22 protein-coding genes are annotated in these 21,225 nt (G+C 73.0%); 21 read left to right on the top strand and 1 reads right to left on the bottom strand.

Annotated elements, in window-relative coordinates; translation table 11 throughout:
* The first annotated feature begins 12 nt into the window (after positions 1-12).
* The 6 genes from gmk (at position 13) to M3666_RS08945 (ending at position 6,885) form a co-directional block, all read left to right on the top strand.
* Entirely contained in the window at positions 13-906 is an 894-nt protein-coding gene (gmk, locus tag M3666_RS08970) for a guanylate kinase (RefSeq protein WP_066658295.1), read from the top strand.
* A 115-nt stretch (positions 907-1,021) separates the two neighbouring features.
* Positions 1,022-1,285, top strand: coding sequence for a DNA-directed RNA polymerase subunit omega (gene rpoZ / locus M3666_RS08965; RefSeq protein ID WP_022906709.1), 264 nt, complete (start codon positions 1,022-1,024; stop codon positions 1,283-1,285).
* Between the two features lie 5 nt (positions 1,286-1,290).
* Entirely contained in the window at positions 1,291-2,505 is a 1,215-nt protein-coding gene (metK, locus tag M3666_RS08960; protein ID WP_251155034.1) for a methionine adenosyltransferase, read from the top strand.
* A gap of 7 nt (positions 2,506-2,512) precedes the next feature.
* Complete coding sequence (locus tag M3666_RS08955) at positions 2,513-4,495, top strand: primosomal protein N' (RefSeq protein ID WP_251155033.1); 1,983 nt, start codon at positions 2,513-2,515, stop codon at positions 4,493-4,495.
* A 156-nt stretch (positions 4,496-4,651) separates the two neighbouring features.
* Positions 4,652-5,704 (top strand): L-threonine 3-dehydrogenase, encoded by a 1,053-nt coding sequence (tdh, locus tag M3666_RS08950; protein ID WP_251155032.1) that lies wholly within the window; start codon positions 4,652-4,654, stop codon positions 5,702-5,704.
* The gene (locus tag M3666_RS08945; protein WP_066654521.1) at positions 5,704-6,885 is read left to right on the top strand and encodes a glycine C-acetyltransferase; all 1,182 of its coding nucleotides are present in this window, start codon (positions 5,704-5,706) and stop codon (positions 6,883-6,885) included. The genes tdh and M3666_RS08945 overlap by 1 nt, the downstream gene beginning before the upstream one ends.
* A gap of 94 nt (positions 6,886-6,979) precedes the next feature.
* On the opposite strand, the gene M3666_RS08940 is transcribed toward M3666_RS08945, so the two are convergent.
* Positions 6,980-7,435, bottom strand: coding sequence for a DUF4383 domain-containing protein (locus M3666_RS08940; RefSeq protein ID WP_174234689.1), 456 nt, complete (start codon positions 7,433-7,435; stop codon positions 6,980-6,982).
* A 93-nt stretch (positions 7,436-7,528) separates the two neighbouring features.
* Between M3666_RS08940 and M3666_RS08935 the strand changes: the two genes are divergently transcribed.
* From M3666_RS08935 to lgt, 15 genes are all read left to right on the top strand, one after another.
* Complete coding sequence (locus tag M3666_RS08935) at positions 7,529-8,464, top strand: methionyl-tRNA formyltransferase (RefSeq protein ID WP_251155031.1); 936 nt, start codon at positions 7,529-7,531, stop codon at positions 8,462-8,464.
* A complete protein-coding gene (locus tag M3666_RS08930; RefSeq protein ID WP_251155030.1) occupies positions 8,461-10,044 on the top strand; it encodes a transcription antitermination factor NusB in 1,584 nt (527 codons plus the stop codon). Before M3666_RS08935 ends, M3666_RS08930 begins: the two co-directional genes overlap by 4 nt.
* A 183-nt stretch (positions 10,045-10,227) precedes the next feature.
* Positions 10,228-11,103: an Abi family protein gene (locus M3666_RS08925; RefSeq protein WP_251155029.1), complete on the top strand. Its 876-nt coding sequence runs from the start codon at positions 10,228-10,230 to the stop codon at positions 11,101-11,103.
* A 9-nt stretch (positions 11,104-11,112) separates the two neighbouring features.
* A complete protein-coding gene (gene rpe, locus M3666_RS08920) occupies positions 11,113-11,772 on the top strand; it encodes a ribulose-phosphate 3-epimerase (protein WP_251155028.1) in 660 nt (219 codons plus the stop codon).
* 92 nt (positions 11,773-11,864) lie between these two features.
* Complete coding sequence (locus M3666_RS08915) at positions 11,865-12,128, top strand: phosphoribosyl-ATP diphosphatase (RefSeq protein WP_058726551.1); 264 nt, start codon at positions 11,865-11,867, stop codon at positions 12,126-12,128.
* Between the two features lie 75 nt (positions 12,129-12,203).
* Complete coding sequence (gene hisG / locus M3666_RS08910) at positions 12,204-13,043, top strand: ATP phosphoribosyltransferase (protein ID WP_251155144.1); 840 nt, start codon at positions 12,204-12,206, stop codon at positions 13,041-13,043.
* Positions 13,044-13,063: 20 nt separating this feature from the next.
* Positions 13,064-13,861, top strand: coding sequence for an imidazole glycerol phosphate synthase subunit HisF (gene hisF / locus M3666_RS08905; protein WP_251155027.1), 798 nt, complete (start codon positions 13,064-13,066; stop codon positions 13,859-13,861).
* 40 nt (positions 13,862-13,901) lie between these two features.
* Positions 13,902-14,351, top strand: a complete 450-nt coding sequence (gene hisI, locus M3666_RS08900; protein WP_251155026.1) for a phosphoribosyl-AMP cyclohydrolase — start codon at positions 13,902-13,904, stop codon at positions 14,349-14,351.
* A complete protein-coding gene (locus M3666_RS08895; protein ID WP_251155025.1) occupies positions 14,348-15,892 on the top strand; it encodes an anthranilate synthase component I in 1,545 nt (514 codons plus the stop codon). Before hisI ends, M3666_RS08895 begins: the two co-directional genes overlap by 4 nt.
* A complete protein-coding gene (locus tag M3666_RS08890; RefSeq protein WP_066654506.1) occupies positions 15,889-16,593 on the top strand; it encodes a Trp biosynthesis-associated membrane protein in 705 nt (234 codons plus the stop codon). Before M3666_RS08895 ends, M3666_RS08890 begins: the two co-directional genes overlap by 4 nt.
* A complete protein-coding gene (locus M3666_RS08885) occupies positions 16,590-16,829 on the top strand; it encodes a DUF6704 family protein (protein WP_066654504.1) in 240 nt (79 codons plus the stop codon). Before M3666_RS08890 ends, M3666_RS08885 begins: the two co-directional genes overlap by 4 nt.
* Positions 16,830-16,842: 13 nt before the next feature.
* Positions 16,843-17,643 carry an indole-3-glycerol phosphate synthase TrpC gene (trpC, locus tag M3666_RS08880; RefSeq protein ID WP_251155143.1) on the top strand — a complete coding sequence of 267 codons (801 nt, stop codon included), beginning with the start codon at positions 16,843-16,845 and terminating at the stop codon, positions 17,641-17,643.
* 62 nt (positions 17,644-17,705) lie between these two features.
* Positions 17,706-18,920, top strand: a complete 1,215-nt coding sequence (trpB, locus tag M3666_RS08875) for a tryptophan synthase subunit beta (RefSeq protein ID WP_066654498.1) — start codon at positions 17,706-17,708, stop codon at positions 18,918-18,920.
* Positions 18,921-18,955: 35 nt separating this feature from the next.
* Positions 18,956-19,720, top strand: coding sequence for a tryptophan synthase subunit alpha (gene trpA, locus M3666_RS08870; RefSeq protein ID WP_251155142.1), 765 nt, complete (start codon positions 18,956-18,958; stop codon positions 19,718-19,720).
* 202 nt (positions 19,721-19,922) lie between these two features.
* Entirely contained in the window at positions 19,923-20,918 is a 996-nt protein-coding gene (gene lgt, locus M3666_RS08865; protein ID WP_081984882.1) for a prolipoprotein diacylglyceryl transferase, read from the top strand.
* The last annotated feature ends 307 nt before the right edge of the window (positions 20,919-21,225 follow it).

Here is a 21,225-nt window from a genome sequence, read left to right as displayed (position 1 = left end):
GACCGCAGCGACCTGCCCGCGCACCGCAACCCGCCGGAGGTCGACCGCGTCGCCGCCGCCCGCGCGGCGGTCGCCGCCCGGCGCGCCCGTGCTGCCGTCAAGGCGCAGGTGGCGTCGGGGGAGCGCAGCGCCCTCGAGGTCGCTCGCGCCGCGTGGTCCGACGCGGACCTGCCCGCCGAGAAGTCGCTGCGCGTGCGCGACCTGCTCACGAGCATGTCCGGGATCGGCCCGGCGCGTGCCGAGGCCGTGATGGGGGAGCTCCGCATCGCCCCGTCGAAGCGGCTCGGCGGGCTCGGCACCCGGCAGCGCTCCGCCCTGGCCGACTGGCTCGCCGCCCGCGGCCGGAAGCGCGGTGCGTCGAAGCTCGTCGTGCTGGCCGGACCGACCGCCGTCGGCAAGGGCACCGTGAGCGCGCACATCCGCGAGCACTTCCCCGACGTGGACCTCAGCGTGTCGGCGACGACCCGGAAGCCCCGCCCGGGCGAGGTCGACGGCGTGCACTACTACTTCGTGGACGACGCCGAGTTCGACCGGATGATCCGGGACCGCGAGCTGCTCGAGTGGGCCGTGGTGCACAACTCCTACCGGTACGGCACGCCACGGCCGCCGATCGACCGCGCGCTCGACGCCGGCGACAAGGTGCTGCTCGAGATCGACCTGCAGGGTGCTCGGCAGGTCCGCGACGCCATGCCCGAGGCCGTGCTCGTGTTCCTGCTGCCGCCGACGTGGGAGGAACTCGTCCGGCGGCTCATCGGTCGCGGGACCGAGTCCGCCGAGGAACAGGCACGCCGACTCGAGACCGCGAAGGTCGAACTGGCCGCGCAGGACGAGTTCGACGTGCGCATCGTGAACTCGGATGTCGGCACCGCGGCACGCGAGGTCGTAGACTTGTTCTCTGCGCCCTGACACGGCGCACCCGCGCGCGCCTCCTCGGCGTCGCGCCCGCGCAGCCCGACCGCGGTCGGGCGGTCCGATCCGGTCGGACCCGCGCCCCACGCACCCGCAGCCGACAGGAGACACCATGGCCAACCCCCAGGGCATCATCGACCCGCCCATCGACGACCTGCTCGCCAAGGTGGAGTCGAAGTACGCGCTCGTCATCTTCGCCTCGAAGCGCGCCCGTCAGATCAACGACTACTACGCCGACCTGCACGAGGGGTCGCTGTTCGACAACGTCGGTCCGCTCGTCGACTCGACGATCGACGACAAGCCGCTGTCCGTTGCTCTGCACGAGATCAACGAGGACAAGCTGACCGTCACCAAGCAGCAGCAGCCCACCGACTGACCCCGGTGAGCGGCACCAACCTGCGCCTCTTCACGTCCGAGTCGGTGACGGAGGGGCACCCCGACAAGATCTGCGACCAGATCTCGGACACGATCCTCGACGCGCTGCTCACGGTCGACCCGCACGCGCGCGTTGCCGTGGAGACGATGGTCACCACCGGGCTCGTGCACGTCGCGGGCGAGGTCACCACGTCCGGCTACGTCGAGATCCCGAAGCTGGTCCGCGACGTCATCACGGGCATCGGGTACAACTCGTCCGAGGTCTCCTTCGACGGCCGCACCTGCGGTGTCGAGGTGTCGATCGGTGCGCAGTCGCCGGACATCGCCCAGGGCGTCGACGAGTCGCTCGACAGCCGGTCCGGTGCGGGCCTCGACGAGCTCGACCGCCAGGGCGCCGGCGACCAGGGCATCATGTTCGGCTTCGCGACGAACGAGACGCCCGAGTACATGCCCGTCGCGATCTGGCTCGCGCACCGCCTGGCGGAGCGGCTGGCCGAGGTCCGCAAGAGCGGGCAGCTCGACTTCCTCCGCCCGGACGGCAAGACCCAGGTCACCGTCGGCTACGACGGCGTCGTGCCGAAGACCGTCGAGACGGTGGTCCTCTCCACGCAGCACTCGCCCGCGGTCACGCTCGACGAGCTCACCGCGCAGATGACGGAGCACGTCATCCGTCCGGTGCTCGACCTGGTCGACCTCGACTCGTCGCACGTCGACGTGATCGTGAACCCGACCGGTCGCTTCGAGATCGGCGGCCCGCAGGGTGACGCCGGACTCACCGGACGCAAGGTCATCGTCGACACGTACGGCGGGGCCTCCCGCCACGGTGGCGGCGCGTTCAGCGGCAAGGACCCGTCGAAGGTCGACCGCTCGGCCGCCTACGCGCTCCGCTGGGTCGCGAAGAACGTCGTCGCCGCGGGGCTCGCGGACCGGCTCGAGGTCCAGGTCGCCTACGCGATCGGCCGCGCGAAGCCCGTCGGTCTGTACGTCGAGTCGTTCGGCACCGGACACGTCGACGACGCCACGATCGAGGCCGCCATCACCGAGGTGTTCGACCTGCGTCCCGCCGCGATCATCCGCGACCTCGACCTGCTCAAGCCCCGGTACGCCCAGACCGCGGCGTACGGCCACTTCGGCCGCGAGCTGCCGGGCTTCACCTGGGAGCAGCTCGACCGCGTCGAGGAGCTCCGCGCCGCAGCAGGACTCGTCACCGCCGCCGTCTAGGCACCGTGTGACCACCGTCGCGCGCGTCGTCCTCGACTCGCCGCTCCCGCAGTTGGACCGTCTGTTCGACTACCGGGTGCCGGCCGAGCTCGAGGACGACTGCGTGCCGGGGGTCCGGGTCAAGGTGCCGCTGCGCACCGGCGCCCGGATGTCCGACGCGTACGTCGTCGAGGTCGTCTCCGAGGGAGACTGGCCGGGGGAGCTCAGTCCCGTCGAACAGGTCGTGTCAGCGGTGCCCGTGCTGGCCCCGGAGATCTGGACGCTCGCGCGTGCCGTCGCCGACCGCGCCGCCGGTGTCGCCTCCGACGTGCTCCGGCTCGCCGTGCCGACCCGTCAGGTCCGTGCCGAGAAGGCCTGGCTCGCCCGCGACACCTCGTGGTCACCGCCGACAGTCGAGCCGACCCCGGTGACGGGCTACGCCGAGGGCGTCCTGGAGGCCCTGCTCGCCGACCACGGACGGGCTGCGGTCGACGCCGTGCCCCACCCCGTCGACCTCGGGACCGCCGATGACCCCGTGTGGGTGCCCGGCTGGGCCGCGACGCTCGCGCAGGCGGCGTCGCACGTCGTCGCCCGCGAGCAGTCGGCCGTGCTCGCGGTCCCGGACTTCCGCGACGTCACGGACCTCGAACGCGCGCTCCTCGCGGTGCTCCCGCCGGAGCGCGTCGTCCGGTTCGACGCCAAGCAGACGAACGGGCAGCGTGCGAAGGCGCTGCTGCAGGCGCGGACGCACGCCGTCGTGGCGATCGGCAACCGGACCGCGGCGTTCGCACCGGCGTCCGAGCTCGGGCTCGTGGCGATGTGGGACGACGGCGACGCGTCCTTCGTCGAGCCCCGGGCCCCGTACGTGCACACGCGCGACGTCGCCCTCGTGCGGACCGCGCAGTCCGGCGCCGCACTCCTCTTCGTCGCGCACGCCAGGTCGACCGACGTCCAGCGGCTCGTCGAGCTGCACTGGCTCCAGGAGCTCGCGCCGTACCGGGTACCGACGCCGAAGGTGATCCCGACCGCGCAGCAGGCGGGTGCCGAGGGCTTCGCGGCCCAGGCCCGCATCCCCAGCACGGCGTGGCGCGCCGCGCGGGAGGCAAGCCAGCACGGGCCCGTCCTCGTGCAGGTCGCCAACCCGGGCTTCGGCACCGGGCTGGTCTGCGCCGACTGCGGGGAACGCGCGCACTGCCGGGTGTGCGGCGGCCCCCTGGGGAGCCCGCACCGGAACGCGACCCCGCAGTGCCGGTTCTGCGGTGCCCTCGCCGTGGGGTTCCGGTGCCCGACGTGCGGCGGCGGGCGGCTCAAGCCCGTCGGGCAGGGGGCCCAGCGGACCGCCGACGAGCTCGGCCGGGCGTTCCCCGGCACCCGGATCGTGGTGGCGGACGGTTCCCGACCGCTCGACGAGGTCCCCGCCCGCCCCGCGGTCGTCGTCGCCACACGCGGCGCGGAGCCGAGCGCGCCGGGCGGGTACGCGTGCGTACTGCTGCTCGACGGCGAACGGCTCCTGGCCCGCGAGGGCCTCCGGGTGCAGGAGGACGTGCTCCGCTTCTGGACGAACGCCGCTGCCAAGGGCGCACCCGGCGCCGAGGTGTACCTCGTCGGCATCGGCGGCAAGCTCGCCACGGCGATGGCCCTCTGGCGGCTCGACGGGCCGGCGCACGACGAGCTCGTCGACCGACGGGCCCTGCACTTCCCGCCGGCCGTCCGGGTGGCGACGCTCACCGGTACGGACGAGGCGGTGACCGAGGCGGTCGAGGCCCTCGGTGACGCGGTGGTCGGGGCGGTGCTCGGGCCGGTTCCGGTACCCGACGACCCGGTGCCCGGGACGGTCCGTGCGATCGTGCGCTTCGCCTACGCGCACGGGGCCGAGGTCGCGGCGACGCTCAAGGCCGAGGTCATCCGCCGTTCGTCGACGCGCCGGGTGCTCCCGGGCGGCAACCGACGTCGCGCGGCGCCGACCCTGCGCGTGCGACTCGACGACGCCGAGCCGTTCACCGAGGTCTGACCCGCCGCGGACGCGCCCACGCGGACGAGGTGCCACGACGCGCCGGGCGCGCACCGAGCCTCCCGTCCGTCCGGACGGTGTGCCAGGCTGGTCGGTGGTGGCCACGAGCCGCCGACGACCACACCACACGCACGACGGAGTGACGAGGTGACGCCGATGCGGGCGCTCTGGAAGCCGGACGCCGGTCCGGGACTGATCATGACCGACCGGCCGGTGCCGGCCCCGACCGAGGACGAGGTCCTCGTCCGCGTGCTGCGGACCGGGATCTGCGGGACCGACCTGCACATCGAGCGGTGGGACGACTGGGCCGCATCGGCCGTGACCGCGCCGCTCGTGCCCGGCCACGAGTTCTCCGGCGAGGTCGTCGAGGTCGGCGCCGCCGTGCGCGACGTCGCCGTCGGCGACCTCGTGTCCGGCGAGGGGCACGTCGTCTGCGGCACTTGCCGGAACTGTCGCGCCGGGCGTCGGCAGATGTGCATCCGCACGAAGGGCCTCGGCGTGCAGCGCGACGGCGCGTTCGCGGAGTACCTGACGCTGCCGGGCACGAACGTGTGGGTCCACCACGGTCCCGTCGAACCCGAGGTGGGCGCACTCTTCGACCCGCTCGGCAACGCGGTGCACACCGCGCTCGCGTTCCCCCTGGTCGGCGAGGACGTGCTGGTCACCGGGTGCGGACCGATCGGCCTCATGGCGATCGCGGTGGCCCGACACGCCGGTGCGCGGTTCGTCGTCGGGACGGACGTCAGCACGGAGCGGCTGCGCCTCGCGGAGGGCATGGGCGCCGACCTCGGGGTGGACGTGCGTCACGACGGGGCGGCCACGGTCCGTGCGGCTCAGGAGCGGCTCGGCATGCGCGAGGGCTTCGACGTCGGCTTCGAGATGTCCGGCGCCCCGACCGCACTGCCCGCGATGGTCGAGAACATGAACCACGGGGGGCGGATCGCGATGCTCGGGCTGCCGAGCGGCCCGATCGCGGTGGACTGGGCCAAGGTCGTCACGCACATGCTCACGGTGAAGGGCATCTACGGCCGTGAGATGTACGAGACGTGGCAGGCGATGAGCTCGATGCTCGCCACGAGTGCGGTCCTGCGCGAGCGCATCGGCTCGATCGTGTCGGCGTGCCACCCGGCGCGCGACTGGGAGACAGCGTTCGCCGCGGCGGCGAGCGCGGACGGCGGCAAGGTCGTCATCGACTGGACGGAGACCTGATGTACGGCGCGATCAAGGACCACCTGGCGACGGAGCTCGCCGGGATCGAGGCCGCGGGGCTGACGAAGCGCGAGCGCGGCATCGCCGGTCCGCAGCGTGCGGCGATCGCGGCGGACGGCACCGACCTGCTCAACTTCTGTGCGAACAACTACCTCGGGCTCGCGGACTCGACCGACCTCGTCGACGCGGCGAAGGACGCCCTCGACCGCTGGGGCTACGGGGTGGCGAGCGTGCGGTTCATCTGTGGCACGCAGGACCTGCACCTCGACCTCGAGCGTCGGGTCGCCGGCTTCCTCGGCACCGAGGCCGCGATCCTGTACTCGTCGTGCTTCGACGCGAACGGTGGGCTGTTCGAGGTGCTGCTCGGCCCGGAGGACGCGATCATCTCCGACGAGCTCAACCACGCGTCGATCATCGACGGCATCCGGCTCTCGAAGGCGCAGCGGTTCCGGTACCGCAACCGCGACACGGCCGACCTGGAGGCGCAGCTCGCCGCCGCCTCGTCCGCCCGGTTCCGCGCGGTGGTCACCGACGGCGTCTTCTCCATGGACGGCTCGATCGCGCCGCTCGCCGAGATCTGCGACCTCGCCGAGCGGTACGACGCACTCGTCATCGTCGACGACTCGCACGCCGTCGGGTTCGTCGGCGAGCACGGGCGGGGCACCCCCGAGCTGTGCGGCGTCGCGGACCGCGTCGACGTCTACACCGGCACGTTCGGCAAGGCGCTCGGCGGGGCGTCCGGCGGGTACGTGGCCTCGCGCCGGGAGATCGTCGACCTGCTGCGGCAGCGCTCACGCCCGTACCTGTTCTCGAACTCGCTCGCGCCGGTGATCGCGGCGGGGACCGTCGCGGCGCTCGACCTCGTCGAACGGTCGGACGACGCCCGCGCCCGGCTCGCAGCCAACGCCAGGACGTTCCGGACGCTCATGTCGGACGCGGGCTTCGAGCTGCTGCCGGGGGAGCACCCGATCGTGCCCGTGATGTTCCACGAGGCCGGCCGTACCGCGCGGATCGCGGACGAGATGCAGGCGCGGGGCGTCTACGTGACGGCGTTCAGCTACCCGGTGGTGCCGCAGGGGAGAGCCCGGATCCGGGTGCAGCTCTCCGCGGCGCACACCGAGGAGCAGGTGCGCCGCTGCGTGGACGCCTTCGTCGGGGCCCGCGCCGCCGTCGACGCCTGACGACCTCCCGCGGAACGCAACGACGGCGGCCGCTCGCAGGGGAGTACCGCTGCGAGGAGCCGCCGACGTTGCGTCCAGCGGGTTCGGCCCCGGGTCAGGCGCCGACCGGACGGCGGCGCTCCCGCGGGAAGACGACGCCGAGCGCGACCATGCCGATCGCGAGCACCAGGTGCAGCCAGTTGTCCGCCCAGTTGAGCGGGACGAAGTTCGCGCCGGACATCGTGCCCGCCGTGAACAGGCCGTAGACCCACAGCACGAAGTAGACGACGCCGCCGATCACGAGGTACATCCGCGACCCCGTCGCCCGGTTCGCCGCGAGGAGGCCGACGACGCCGAACAGCAGGTGCACGATGTTGTGCAGGACCGACACCTGGAAGATCCCGAGCAGCATCGCCATCGAGTGGTGCCCGGCACCGCCGAGGTCGCCGGAGGTCAGCCCCGGCACGAACCCGGCGATCCCGACGAGCAGGAACACGATGCCGACGACGAGCGCGACCTTCTGGATCGACGAGCCGGCGTAGCGGTTGGTGGAGGTGGTGACGTCACTCATGGTCCGGACGTTACCCAGCCCGCTCGCAGTCCGTTCCCGGCCGGCAGCGTCCCGCGCGCGTCGGACACCGTCGGCCGTGGGACGATGGACCCCATGCGTCTCGTCGTCGCCGGCAGCCCCGCTGCGGCCGTCCCCACCCTCCGACGTCTCGCCGCCTCCGACCACGAGATCGCGGCCGTCCTCACCCGACCCCCGACACCCCAGGGTCGGAAGCGTGTCCTCACGCCGACCCCGGTGGCGCAGGTCGCCGAGGAGCTCGGACTGCCCGTCATCGAGGCCACCCGGGTGGACGACGCCGTCACCGCGCAGCTGGTCGAACTGCAGGCCGACCTCGGCGTCATCGTCGCGTACGGTGCGCTCCTCCGTCGTCCCGCCCTGGACGCTCCACGTCTCGGCTGGGTCAACCTGCACTTCTCCGAGCTGCCGGCGTACCGCGGCGCCGCACCCGTCCAGCGTGCCGTGATGGCGGGCGACACCCGGACCGCCGCGACCGTCTTCCAGCTCGTCGAGGCGCTCGACGCCGGTCCCGTGTACGCCGCCGACCCGTTCACGATCGACCCGGACGCCACCAGCGGCGACGTCCTCGCCGCGATGGCCGAGACCGGAGCGGACACCGTCCTGCGGGTCGTCGACGCCCTGGCCGACGGCAGCGCGGTCGCCACCGAGCAGTCCGGGACGGTGACCCTCGCCCCGAAGCCGACCGCCGACGACGCGCACGTCGCCTTCACGGAGCCGGCCGTGGCCGTCCGTGCCCGCGTCCGCGGTGTGACGCCCGAGCCCGGCGCGTTCGCCCACCTCGGCCAGACGCGGGTGAAGCTGCTCCGCAGCGCGCTCCTGCCGGGAGGCGCGGCCTCCTCCGCCCCGCACCTCGCGCCCGGTGCGCTCGCACTGGTCGAGGGACGACTCCTCGTCGGCACGGCCGACGTCCCGCTCGTGCTCACCGAGGTCCAGCCCGCCGGCAAGAAGGCGATGGACGGCGCTGCGTGGGCACGCGGCCTCGGCTCGCTTGAGGGCGTGGTGCTCTCGTGAGCGCCGCACAGCAGTCCTCCCGGCGGTCGCGCGGCGACCGTCGCCCCCGTCCGACCAGCGCCAGGCGGGTCGCGTTCGACGTGCTCCGCGCGGTGCAGGTCGACGACGCCTACGCGAACCTGCTCCTGCCCACGCGCATCCGTCGCGCCGGTCTGTCCGCCCGCGACGCCGCCTTCGCCACCGAGCTCACCTACGGGTCGATCCGCATGCTCGGCCGCTACGACGCGATCGTCGGGGTCGCATCCGGTCGCCGGGTCGACAACATCGAGTCCGACGTGCTCGACGTGATGCGCCTCGGCGTGCACCAGCTGCTCGGCATGCGCACACCAACGCACGCGGCGGTCTCGGCGACCGTGGAGCTCGCACGCGAGATCGGCGCCCGCCGGGCCACCGGCTTCGTCAACGCGGTCCTGCGCAAGGTCGCCGCGAAGACCGACGACGAGTGGGACGCCCTGGTCACCGAGGGTCGGAGCAGCGACGCGCTGCTGGCCACCCGCTGGTCGCACCCGTCGTGGGTGGTCGCCGCACTCCGTGACGCCCTGGCGGCCGAGCGGTCGCGGGACGAGCTCGCTGCCCTGCTCGCGGCCGACAACGTCGCGCCCCGCGTGCAGCTCGTCGCGCTGCCCGGGCTCGCCACCGACGAGGACGTCCGCACCGCGACGGCGACCGCTGCCGAGGACGGATCCGGAGCGGACGGCGGGCCCGAAGCCGACGGCGGGGACGGAGCCGACGGCGGGGCCGGAGCCGACGAGCAGCCCCGCACCGACGACGGAGCCGGAGCTGACGACGAGACCGGCACCGCGCCTCCCGGCCGGGTCGCCGGGGCCGACGCCGGCCCGGTGTCCCCGGTCGGCATCCGCGGGACGACCGGCGACCCCGCACGGGTCCCCGGTGTCGCCGCCGGTCGGCTCCGGGTGCAGGACGAGGGGTCGCAGCTCGCGGCCCTCGCCCTCACGCGGTCGTCCGCCGTCCGTCCGGGGGAGCGGTGGCTCGACATGTGCGCCGGGCCCGGGGGCAAGGCCGCGCTCCTCGCCGCCGAGGCCGCGCAGGGCGGAGCGTCCCTGGTCGCCAACGAGCTCGTGCCCGCCCGCGCCGGACTCGTGCGCAAGGCCCTGTCCACCGTGGCGGGTGACGACACCGTCACGGTCGTCGAGGGCGACGGACGGCGCTTCGGCAAGCCGGGCGACGAGCTGTTCGACCGGATCCTGCTCGATGCTCCGTGCACCGGCCTCGGCGCGCTCCGTCGGCGTCCCGAGGCGCGGTGGCGCAAGCAGCCCGAGGACGTCCCCGAACTCGCGGCGCTGCAGGCCGAGCTGCTCGACGCGGCGGTCCGTGCACTCGCGCCGGGTGGCACGCTCGCGTACGTCACGTGCTCGCCGCACCTGGCCGAGACGCGCGGGCAGGTCGACGCGCTCCTGGAGCGGCACGGCGACGTGCTCGACCAGCTCGACACCGCCGGCGTGGTCCGGTCGGTGGCGGCCCGGGACCCGCAGGTCGCCGACGGTCCGACGGTGCAGCTCTGGCCGCACCGGACCGGCACCGACGCCATGTTCGTCGCCCTCTTCCGTCGTCGCCCCTGACCCCTTCCGCAACACGCAACCTCGGCGTCTGCTCGCGGGTTGTCGGCCCAGGAACGATCTGATATGTTGGAGGAACACGACCGGTTCCGCCTGCGAGAGCAGGTCCAGGGCCGGTCCTCTGCGTTCTCGGCCCGGGGGAGGCCTGCTGTGGAACCCAAGCCGTTCCGGCCGTACCGAGAGCAGGTGGCACTCCTGCGAGGACGTGGGATGCACGTGCCCGACGAGGACGCCGCCGTCCGCGAACTGCGCCTCGTCAACTACTACCGGCTGAGTGGCTACTGGTACGCGTTCCGCGAGACCACGGGCGGTGCGCGGGGTGATCGCTTCCGCCCGGGGACCCACCTCGAGGACGTCCTCGCGCTCCACCGTTTCGACGAGCGTCTGCGGACGACGGTGTTCGACGCCCTCGCTCCGGTCGAGCTCGCACTGAGAGCCGCGCTGGGGCACGCACTCGGGTGGCTCCACCCGAGCGCCCATCTGCGTCCCGATCTGCTCGGTCCGCTGGCACGCGCCGGCGACGGCCACCGCAACTGGCTGGAGCGGCACCGCGGTGAGGTCGCCAGGAGCCGGGAGGAGTTCGTCGAGCACCACCGGTCCTGGTACGGGGGAGTCCTGCCGGTGTGGGCCGCGGTCGAGGTGATGGACTGGGGGACGGTCTCGAGGCTGCTCGGCTTCGCGCCGCCGAGCGTCCAGACCGAGCTGAGCGGACGGTTCGGTCTCCGAGCACCGCAGCTGACCTCGTGGTTGCGCGCGCTCAACGTGGTGCGCAACGCATGTGCCCACCACGGACGCCTGTTCAACCGCGCGTACGCCATCCGACCGAAGCTGGCCCCGGTCGGCGCCGACCCTTCGTTGGACACCGCACGCGCATCGATGAACCGCACGTACGGGCAGCTCACCCTGGTGCAGTACCTCCGTGTCCGGAGCGGACTGGGGACCGCGACGCAGCTCACCGGTGTCCTGCGCGAGTTCCCGACCGTGCCGCTCGTCCCGTTCTCCGACACGGGAGCCCCGCTGGAGTGGGAGACCGCCGTCTGGACGGGCAGCGGCGCTCGGTAGGGTTGCCGGGTGACGATCCGCATCTCGCCGAGCATCCTGTCCGCCGACTTCGCCAACCTCGAGCGGGAGCTGCACCGCATCGAGAGCGCCGACATGGTGCACGTCGACGTGATGGACAACCACTTCGTGCCGAACCTCACCCTGGGCCTGCCGATCGTGCAGCGCCTGCAGGACGTCTCGCCGGTGCCGCTCGACGTGCACCTCATGATCACCGACGCCGACACCCAGGCGCCGAAGTACGCCGAGACCGGCGCCTCGAGCGTCACGTTCCACCTCGAGGCCGCCGACGACCCGGTGGCGACCGCCGCGGCGATCCGATCGAACGGTGCCCGCGCCGCCGTCGCCGTGAAGCCCGGCACCCCGATCACGCAGGTGCTCCACCACCTCGACGCGTACGACATGATCCTGCTCATGACCGTCGAGCCCGGGTTCGGCGGGCAGTCGTTCATGCCCTCGGTCATGCCGAAGCTCGCCGACGCCCGTGCCGCGGTCGACGCCTCGGGGCTCGACGTCTGGCTCGAGGTCGACGGCGGCATCGCGGTCGACACCGTGCCCGAGGCGGTCCGCAGCGGCGCCGACACGCTCGTCGCCGGATCCGCCGTCTACGGCGGTGAGCCCGCGCAGCGCATCGCCGACCTGCGCGAGGCGGCTGCGGCGGCACGCGCGTGACCGCCCAGGTGGGCGGCGCGCCGGGGGCGACCGGCGCCTCCCGTCCGGACGGTGCGTCCGGCGCAGCCGCGCAGGACGGTAGCCTGGTCCCCGTGAAGACGTTCGACGACCTGTTCGCGGAGCTGACCGAGAAGGCGCGCACGCGCCCCGAGGGCTCCGGCACCGTCGCCGAACTGGACGCCGGCGTGCACCAGATCGGCAAGAAGATCGTGGAGGAGGCCGCCGAGGTCTGGATGGCGGCCGAGTACGAGGGCGACGAGCGCACCTCGGAGGAGATCTCGCAGCTGATCTACCACCTCCAGGTGCTCATGGTCGCGAAGGGGCTCACCCCGGCGGACGTCTGGCGACATCTGTAGGAACGCGTGTCGCGCTCACCGAGCGCCACCGCGACCCGCAGCCGTCCCGACCTCCAGCAGAAAGCAGACCACCTGATGCTCCGCATCGCCGTGCCCAACAAGGGTTCGCTGTCCGACACCGCCTCCGAGATGCTCAAGGAGGCCGGGTACGCCGGTCGCCGCGACCCGAAGGCGCTCCACCTCCTCGACGAGCGCAACGGCGTCGAGTTCTTCTTCCTCCGCCCGCGCGACATCGCGACGTACGTCGGCTCCGGCGCACTCGACGTCGGCATCACCGGCCGCGACCTGTTGCTCGACTCCGGGTCGGCGGCGCACGAGGTCGACGCGCTCGGCTTCGCCGACTCGACCTTCCGGTTCGCGGGGACGCCCGGCCGGTTCACCGAACTGCAGGACCTCGACGGCGTCCGCGTGGCCACCAGCTACCCGGGTCTCGTAGGGGAGTTCCTCGCCCGGCACGGGGTGACCGCGACCCTCGTGAAGCTCGACGGCGCCGTCGAGAGCGCCGTGCGACTCGGAGTCGCGGACGCCGTGGCCGACGTCGTCTCGACCGGCAGCACGCTCCGTGCCGCCGGGCTCGAGATCTTCGGTCCGGTGATCCTCGAGTCGACCGCGCTGCTCATCTCGACCGACGAGCGCATCCCGGGCATCGACGTCCTGCGTCGCCGCCTGCAGGGCGTGCTCGTCGCCCGCGGCTACGTCATGCTCGACTACGACATCCCGACCGACCTGCTGGAGCAGGCCACCGCGGTGGCGTCTGGCATCGAGTCGCCGACGGTCTCCCCGCTGCACGACCGCGACTGGTCGGCCGTCCGCGTGATGATCCCGCGCGAGGACGCGAACCTCATCATGGACGCGCTGTACGACCTCGGTGCGCGCGCCATCCTGGTCAGCCCGATCCACGCCGCACGCCTGTGAACGACGCGGTGCGAGCCGACGTGACCGGACCCGACAGCGGCGCGGCCGGTGTCGCCGGTGGCGTCTCGGTCCGGGTCATCCCGTGCCTCGACGTGTCCGGCGGTCGCGTCGTCAAGGGCGTCAACTTCCTCGACCTGCAGGACGCCGGCGACCCGGTCGAGCTCGCGGCCCGCTACTACGAGCAGGGTGCCGACGAGCTGACCTTCCTCGACGTCGGTGCCACGGTCGAGAACCGCGCGACCATGTACGAGACGGTGACGCGCACGGCGGAGCAGGTCTTCATCCCGCTCACCGTCGGCGGTGGCGTCCGGAGCGTCGACGACGTCTCCCGCCTGCAGCAGTGCGGCGCGGACAAGATCGGCGTCAACAGCGCGGCGATCGCGCGGCCGGAGCTCGTGAGCGAGATCGCCGACCGCTTCGGCGCGCAGGCGGTGGTGCTGTCGCTCGACGTCAAGCGCTCGGACCGGATGCCCTCCGGTTTCGTCGTCACGACCCACGGCGGACGGACCGAGTCCGACCTCGACGCGATCGCGTGGGCACGCGAGGGCGTCGAGCGCGGCGCGGGCGAGCTGCTCGTCAACTCGATCGACGCGGACGGCACGAAGCACGGCTTCGACCTCGAGCTCATCGCCGCGGTGCGTGCGGTGTCGTCGGTCCCGGTCATCGGCTCGGGAGGCGCTGGTCGCCTCGAGCACTTCGCCCCGGCCGTCGAGGCGGGCGCGGACGCCGTGCTCGCTGCCAGCGTCTTCCACCGGGGCGAGATGACCATCGGGGACGTCAAGGCGGCGCTGCGCGCCGCCGGCCAGCCCGTCCGCTGACACCCCGTCCGCCGACACCCCGCCGTAGGCTAGGAGTCTCATGACCGACAGCACCAGCACCAGCACGGAAGCGGTCCTCGACCGCGCACGGTTCGGTGCGGACGGCCTGCTCCCCGCAGTCGTGCAGGAGGAGTCCTCGAAGGACGTCCTCATGCTCGGCTGGATGGACCGCGAAGCCCTCCGCCGCACCCTGACCGAGGGCCGCGTGACCTTCTGGTCGCGCTCCCGACAGGAGTACTGGCGCAAGGGCGACACGTCCGGGCACGCGCAGTACGTCCGGGCTGCCGCACTCGACTGCGACGACGACACGCTGCTCGTCACCGTGCAGCAGGTCGGGGCCGCCTGCCACACCGGTGCGCACAGCTGCTTCGAGGTCGACCCGCTCGAGCCCGTGACCGCGACCGCGCCGGTGCAGGCCGCGCCGGCGCAGGCCGGGACGGACGCGACTGGCCCGACGTCGGCGACCACGACCGCGGAGGCGATCCGATGACCGGCGCGAGCCGCGCGGAGGAGCCGCGCACGACCTCCCGGCAGGCCTTCGACGACCTGCTCGACGGGCACCGCGTCGTCCCCGTCGTCCGCGCGCTCTACGCCGACAGCGAGACGCCGGTCGGTGTGTACCGCAAGCTGGCGGACGGTCGCCCCGGTTCGTTCCTGCTCGAGTCCGCCGGCCAGGGCGGCCTGTGGTCGCGCTGGTCCTTCGTCGGCGTCCGGAGCTTCGGCGTCCTGACCCAGGACGGCGACCGGGCGTCCTGGATCGACACCGGCATCCCGGCGTCGCGGGCCGTCGGCTCGCTCGACGGTGCCCCCCTCGACGTCCTCGCCCGCCTGCACGACCGGTGGGCGACGCCCCGCGTTCCCGGCACCCCGCCCCTGGTCGGCGGCACGGTCGGGTTCATCGGGTGGGAGGCCGTGCGGCAGCTCGAGCACCTGCCGAACGTGCCCGCGGCCGACTTCGAGGTGCCCGGGCAGGCCCTCGCCTTCGTGTCCGAGCTCGCGGCGCTCGACCACCGCACCGGCCTCGTGCTCCTCGTCGCGAGCGTCCTCAACGACGGCACCGACGACCCGGACACGATGTGGTCCGACGCGCAGTCCCGGCTCGACCGGATGCAGGCGGACCTGGTGCAGCCGAGCGCGGCGACGGTCGCCGAGGCGTTCGAGATCGCCGAGCCGACCCCGCGCCACCGGACGTCGCCGGAGGACTACATGGCCGCGGTCGAGCGGTCCAAGGACTTCATCCGCGACGGTGACGTCTTCCAGGTCGTCGTCTCGCAGCGGTTCGACCACGACGTCACCGCCGATCCGCTCGACGTCTACCGGGTGCTCCGGACACTGAACCCGAGCCCGTACATGTACTTCCTCGCGCTGGCGGACAGCGCCGACGAGCGCTTCTGGATCGTCGGCGCCTCGCCCGAGGCCCTGGTCAAGGTGCAGGACGGGCGGGCGATCACCCACCCGATCGCCGGCTCGCGCCCACGCGGCGCGAGCCCGGTCGAGGACGTCCGCCTGGGTGACGAGCTGCTCGCCGACCCGAAGGAGCGCGCCGAGCACCTCATGCTGGTCGACCTCGCCCGGAACGACCTGCAGAAGGTGTGCGAGCCGGGGACCGTCGCGGTGACCGAGTTCATGACCGTCGAGCGCTTCAGCCACATCATGCACCTGGTGTCGAGCGTCGAGGGATCGGTCCGACCGGGGGCGTCGGCGATCGACGTCTTCCGCGCGACCTTCCCGGCCGGCACCCTGTCGGGGGCACCGAAGCCGCGTGCGCTCGAGATCATCGACGAGCTGGAACCGGCGAAGCGCGGGGCGTACGCGGGCGTGGTCGGCTACTTCGACTTCGCCGGTGACGCCGACCTGGCGATCGCCATCCGTACGGCGCTCATCAAGGACGGGGTCGCACGCGTGCAGGCCGGTGCCGGCCTGGTCGCCGACTCCGACCCGCGCACCGAGCACGAGGAGGCCGTGAACAAGGCGGCCGCCCCGCTGCGCGCGGTCGCGACCGCGAACCGGATGCGCGAGGTGCGCGCGTGACGGCCCGGCGCTCCCGCCCGCTCGTCGTCGTCGCCGGCCTCGCGGTCGCCGGCATCGTGATGCTGTCGTGGACCCAGACGTGGTTCACGGTGCACCTGCACGCCGGTACCGCGGTGGTGCCGCGCGTGGTGGCGGACGGTGCCGCGGTCGTCCCGCAGTACACGGCGCTCGCGATCGCGAGCCTGGCGCTGTTCCTCGCGCTGACGATCGCCGGCCGTGTGCTGCGCGTCGTGCTCGCGGCCGTCGAGGTGCTGCTCGGCATCGCCGTCGTGGCGACCGGCATCGGCGCCCTGGCGGACCCCGTCGCGGCGTCGAAGGGCGCGGTGGGCGAGGTCGCGGGCGTCAGCGACACCGGCGCGGTGCGCCAGGTCGTCGACCGGGTCGACGTCACCGCGTGGCCCGCCGTCGGCATCGCGGGTGGCGTGCTCGCCGTGGTGCTCGGGATCGTCGTGTTCGTGGTGCAGCGGCAGTGGCCCGGGCCGACCCGGAAGTACGCCGCGGCGACCGCCGGGGCCGCCGCCGACGCCCGTGCGGCCGCGCCGACCCAGCGCGACGCGATCACCGACTGGGACGACCTCAGCGCCGGTGACGACCCGACCGCCGGGGACGGTGCGGTGGGGGAACCGCCCACGACCGACACGGTAGGATCGGATCGGCGCCGATCGGACGACGGCGCCGGAGCAGAACGAGGAGCACCGTGAGCAACACTGAGCCCGCAGAACTCGGCGAAGGCCACTCGCCCGCCGCCTGGACCGCCGTCGTGATCATGCTGATCGGCTTCGCGGCAGGCACGCTGTTCTTCTGGTTCGACCTGGCGTGGGGCGTCTGGGCGTCCGCCGTCGTCGTGGTGATCGGCCTCGTCGTCGGCGCCGTGATGGCGAAGGCCGGCTACGGCGTCAACGGTCCGAAGTACGTCGCCAAGCACCACGCGGAGTAGTCCCGTGCCGAACGTGCTCGAGACCCTCGTCGCGGGCGCGCTCGAGGACGCCGCCGCCCGTCGTGTCGACCGTCCGCTCTCGGACGTCGAGCGCGACCTGGACCGGGTGGCGTCGCCGCTCGACGCCCTCGACTTCCTGTCGCCCGGCGACCGCGTGAAGATCCTCGCCGAGGTCAAGCGCGCGAGCCCGTCGCGCGGCTCCATGGCGCCCATCGAGGACCCGGCCGCCCTCGCCGCCGACTACGAGCGTGGCGGAGCGTCGACGATCAGCGTGCTCACCGAGGGGCGGAAGTTCCTCGGCAGCCTCGCCGACCTCGAGGCGGTGAAGGCGCGCGTGTCGCTGCCGGTGCTCCGCAAGGACTTCATCGCCGACCCGTACCAGGTGCTCGAGGCCCGCGCCGCCGGTGCCGACCTGGTGCTGCTCATCGTGGCGGCGCTCCAGCAGCGACAGCTCGTGGAGCTGCACGAGCTCGCCGAGCAGCTCGGCATGCGCGTGCTCGTCGAGGCCCACTCCGGTGACGAGGTCTCCCGTGGCCTCGACGCCGGCGCGCGGATCCTCGGCGTCAACGCCCGCGACCTCACCGACTTCTCGCTGGACCGCGACCTCTTCGGCTCCCTCGCCGACCGCATCCCCGACGGGGTCGTGCGCGTCGCCGAGTCGGCCGTCGCCGGGCCCGCCGACGTCGCCCACTACCGCGCAGCGGGTGCCGACGTCGTCCTGGTGGGGGAGGCGCTCGTCACGGGCGCGGACCCCGCCACCACCCTCGCGTCGTTCATCGCCGCCGCGGACGGCTCCGGCCGCCCGCGCGCCTGACCGACACCGTCCCACCGGTCGCCCCGCACACCGGGGCGTCCGAACACCCCGGGAGACCCACCGTGACCTCACTCCGTGACCTGCAGGGCCCGTACTTCGGCGACTTCGGCGGACGCTTCGTCCCCGAGTCGCTCGTGCTCGCGCTCGACGAGCTCGAGACCGCCTTCCGCGCGGCCTGGGCGGACCCGGCGTTCCGCGAGGAGCTCGACACGCTCCAGCGCGAGTACACCGGCCGCCCGTCGATCATCACCGAGGCGCCGCGGTTCGCGAAGCACGCCGGTGGTGCCCGGATCATCCTCAAGCGCGAGGACCTCAACCACACCGGTTCGCACAAGATCAACAACGTGCTCGGTCAGGCCCTCGTCGCGAAGCGGCTCGGCAAGACCCGGCTCATCGCCGAGACGGGAGCCGGGCAGCACGGCGTCGCGACGGCCACCGCCGCTGCGCTCTTCGGGATGGACTGCGTCGTGTACATGGGCGCCGTCGACACCGAGCGCCAGGCACTGAACGTGGCGCGGATGCGGCTGCTCGGTGCCGAGGTGATCCCGGTCGAGACGGGTTCGCGCACGCTGAAGGACGCCATCAACGACGCGCTGCGCGACTGGGTGGCGAACGTCGACTCGACGCACTACCTGCTCGGCACCGTCGCGGGGCCGCACCCGTTCCCGGAGATGGTCCGCGAGTTCCACAAGGTGATCGGCGAAGAGGCCCGACAGCAGGTCCTCGACCGCATCGGTCGCCTGCCGGACGCCGTCGCCGCGTGCGTCGGCGGCGGCTCGAACGCGATGGGCATCTTCGAGGCCTTCCTCGACGACGAGTCGGTCCGGTTGCACGGCTTCGAGGCCGGCGGCGACGGCATCGAGACGGGGCGGCACGCCGCGAGCATCTCGCTCGGGCGCACCGGTGTCCTCCAGGGCACGATGTCGTACCTCATGCAGGACGAGGACGGCCAGACCATCGAGAGCCACAGCATCTCGGCGGGCCTCGACTACCCGAGCGTCGGTCCCGAGCACGCCTACCTGGCCTCGATCGGCCGCGCGCAGTACTCGCCGATCACCGACGCCGAGGCGATGGAGGCCTTCCGCCTGCTCGGCCGGACCGAGGGCATCCTGCCGGCCATCGAGTCGGCGCACGCGCTCGCAGGGGCGATCAAGCTGGGCAAGGAGCTCGGCCCCGACGGCGTCGTGCTGGTGTCCCTGTCCGGACGTGGTGACAAGGACGTCGCGTCCGCCAGTCGCTACTTCGGCATCCTCGACGAGAACGCGGTGCAGCTGTGACGAACCCCGGTCCCTCCACCTCGGTCGCGACGACGATCGACACCGCCAACGCCGAGCGCGCCGGAGCCGTCGTCGGGTACCTGCCCGCCGGCTTCCCCGACCTGCAGACGAGCGTGGACGCGGCGGTCGCCCTCGCCGAGAACGGCGTCGACGTCATCGAGCTCGGCCTGCCGTACTCCGACCCGGTGATGGACGGTCCGGTGATCCAGCGCGCCGCGGAGGAGAGCCTGGCGAACGGCTTCCGTGTCGCGCAGGTCTTCGACGCCGTCGACCAGATCACGAGCCGTGTCGACGTGCCCGTGCTCGTCATGACCTACTGGAACCCGGTGCTCCGGTACGGGGTCGACCGGTTCGCCGACGACCTCGTCGCGGCCGGGGCGTCCGGGCTCATCACCCCGGACCTCATCCCGGACGAGGGTCGCGCCTGGATCGACGCCTCCGAGCGCACCGGGCTCGACCGGGTCTTCCTCGCGGCGCCGTCCTCGACGGACACCCGCATGGAACAGGCGGTCCGCTCCAGCCGCGGCTTCGTCTACGCCGTGTCGACGATGGGCGTCACCGGCGCCCGCGTCGGCGTCGACACCGCCGCCCGCACCGTCGTGTCGCGACTGCGCGACGCCGGTGTGGAGCGCACGTGCGTCGGCCTCGGCATCTCGACGGCAGACCAGGTGCGCGAGGTCCTCGAGTACGCCGACGGGGCGATCGTCGGGTCCGCCTTCGTGCGCGCCCTCGCCGACCTCGGCGTGCAGGGGGTCGCGGACCGCGCGGCCGACCTGACCAGGGGCGCCGCGCGCAGCTGAGGCGAGCACCGGTCCGGACGGGAGGCGCGGTGTCGGTGGGTCGACCGGCGCACCGGCCCCGCGCCTCCCGTGCACCGTGCTCCCAGTTCCCACAGGTCGAACCACCCCGTTCCTGGTCGGCGCGGTTCCCGCGCTACAGTGAGCGGGGCCGACCCTCCAGCGGCACCGCGGCCGTCCAGCACCGAAAGGCGACAGCACCTCCATGCCCCTCCTGAGCATCCCGAGCCCGAGCACCGCGTGGCAGTACTTCGACCTGACCGCCTGGCTGCGCGACGTCTTCGGGTGGTCGCTGCCGCTCGACTTCCGCATCCACGCGTACGCGATCTGCATCCTGCTGGGCATCGTCGCGGCCGTCGTGCTCGCGAACCGGCGGCTCAACGCCCGCGGGGTCGAGCGCTGGATCATCATCGACATCGCGATCTGGGCGGTGCCCGCCGGCATCATCGGCGGTCGGTTGTTCCACGTGTTCAGCCACGTCAGCGACTACTTCGGGCCGGGGCGTGACCCGCTCTCGTTCCTCTACATCTGGGAGGGCGGGCTGGCCATCTTCGGCGCGCTCATCCTCGGGTCGGTCGGTGCGTACATCGGGTGCCGTCAGGTGGGCCTGCGCTTCTCGACCCTGATCGACGCGATCGCTCCCGGCGTCCTGCTCGCCCAGGCGTTCGGTCGCCTCGGCAACTACTTCAACCACGAGCTCTTCGGCATGCCGACGAGCCTGCCGTGGGGGCTCGAGATCGAGTCGTCGAACGCGGCGTTCCCGAAGGGGCTGCCCGAGGGCACCCTGTTCCACCCGACCTTCCTCTACGAGATCATCTGGAACGTCGTGGGCGTCGTCGTGATCCTGCTGCTCGACAAGCGCTTCCGGCTGCAGTGGGGCAAGGTCATGGCGCTCTACCTGATCTGGTACGGCACCGGTCGCTCGGTCCTCGAGTCCATCCGCGTCGACACGAGCGAGACCTTCGCCGGGATCCGCACGAACGTCTGGATGTCCTTCGCCGCGATCCTGCTCGGCATCGTGATCTTCCTCGTGCAGACCCGTCGGCACACCGGCAACGAGCCCAGCCCGTACCTGCCGGGTCGCGAGCCGCGTCGGTCCTCCGATGTAGACTCGGACGACACCTGGTCGGAACACGACGACGACGCTCCGGCGGTCGCCGACGACGCCGATCCGGTCCCAGCAGCAGGCCGCGCGCGGTAACTCCGCGACCGGCAGCACCGGCTCCTCGGACGGCACCCGCCGGCCGCGGGGCACCATCCGAACGGTCGGGTCGCCACGAGCGGCCCCGCCACCTCGCGCGTCGTCTGCGCACCCTCCACGGCGACGCGCACGGGCACCAGGTCCGCCCGCTCGGGCGGAACGCACCACCGGGCCACCGACGTCCCTGTTCCACTCCCTCGTGAGGACGGTTCCCCATGGCGCTCCAGCCAGACCCTGCCCCCCGTTCGACGCGCTCCCTGCAGCCGGCGCACCGACGATTCTCGGCCGTGCCCGAGGCGACCGGTGC

The organism is Curtobacterium sp. ODYSSEY 48 V2, from assembly GCF_023712625.1.
In the GTDB taxonomy this organism is placed as follows: Bacteria; Actinomycetota; Actinomycetes; order Actinomycetales; family Microbacteriaceae; genus Curtobacterium.
This window is presented reverse-complemented; position numbering and strand designations above follow the sequence as displayed.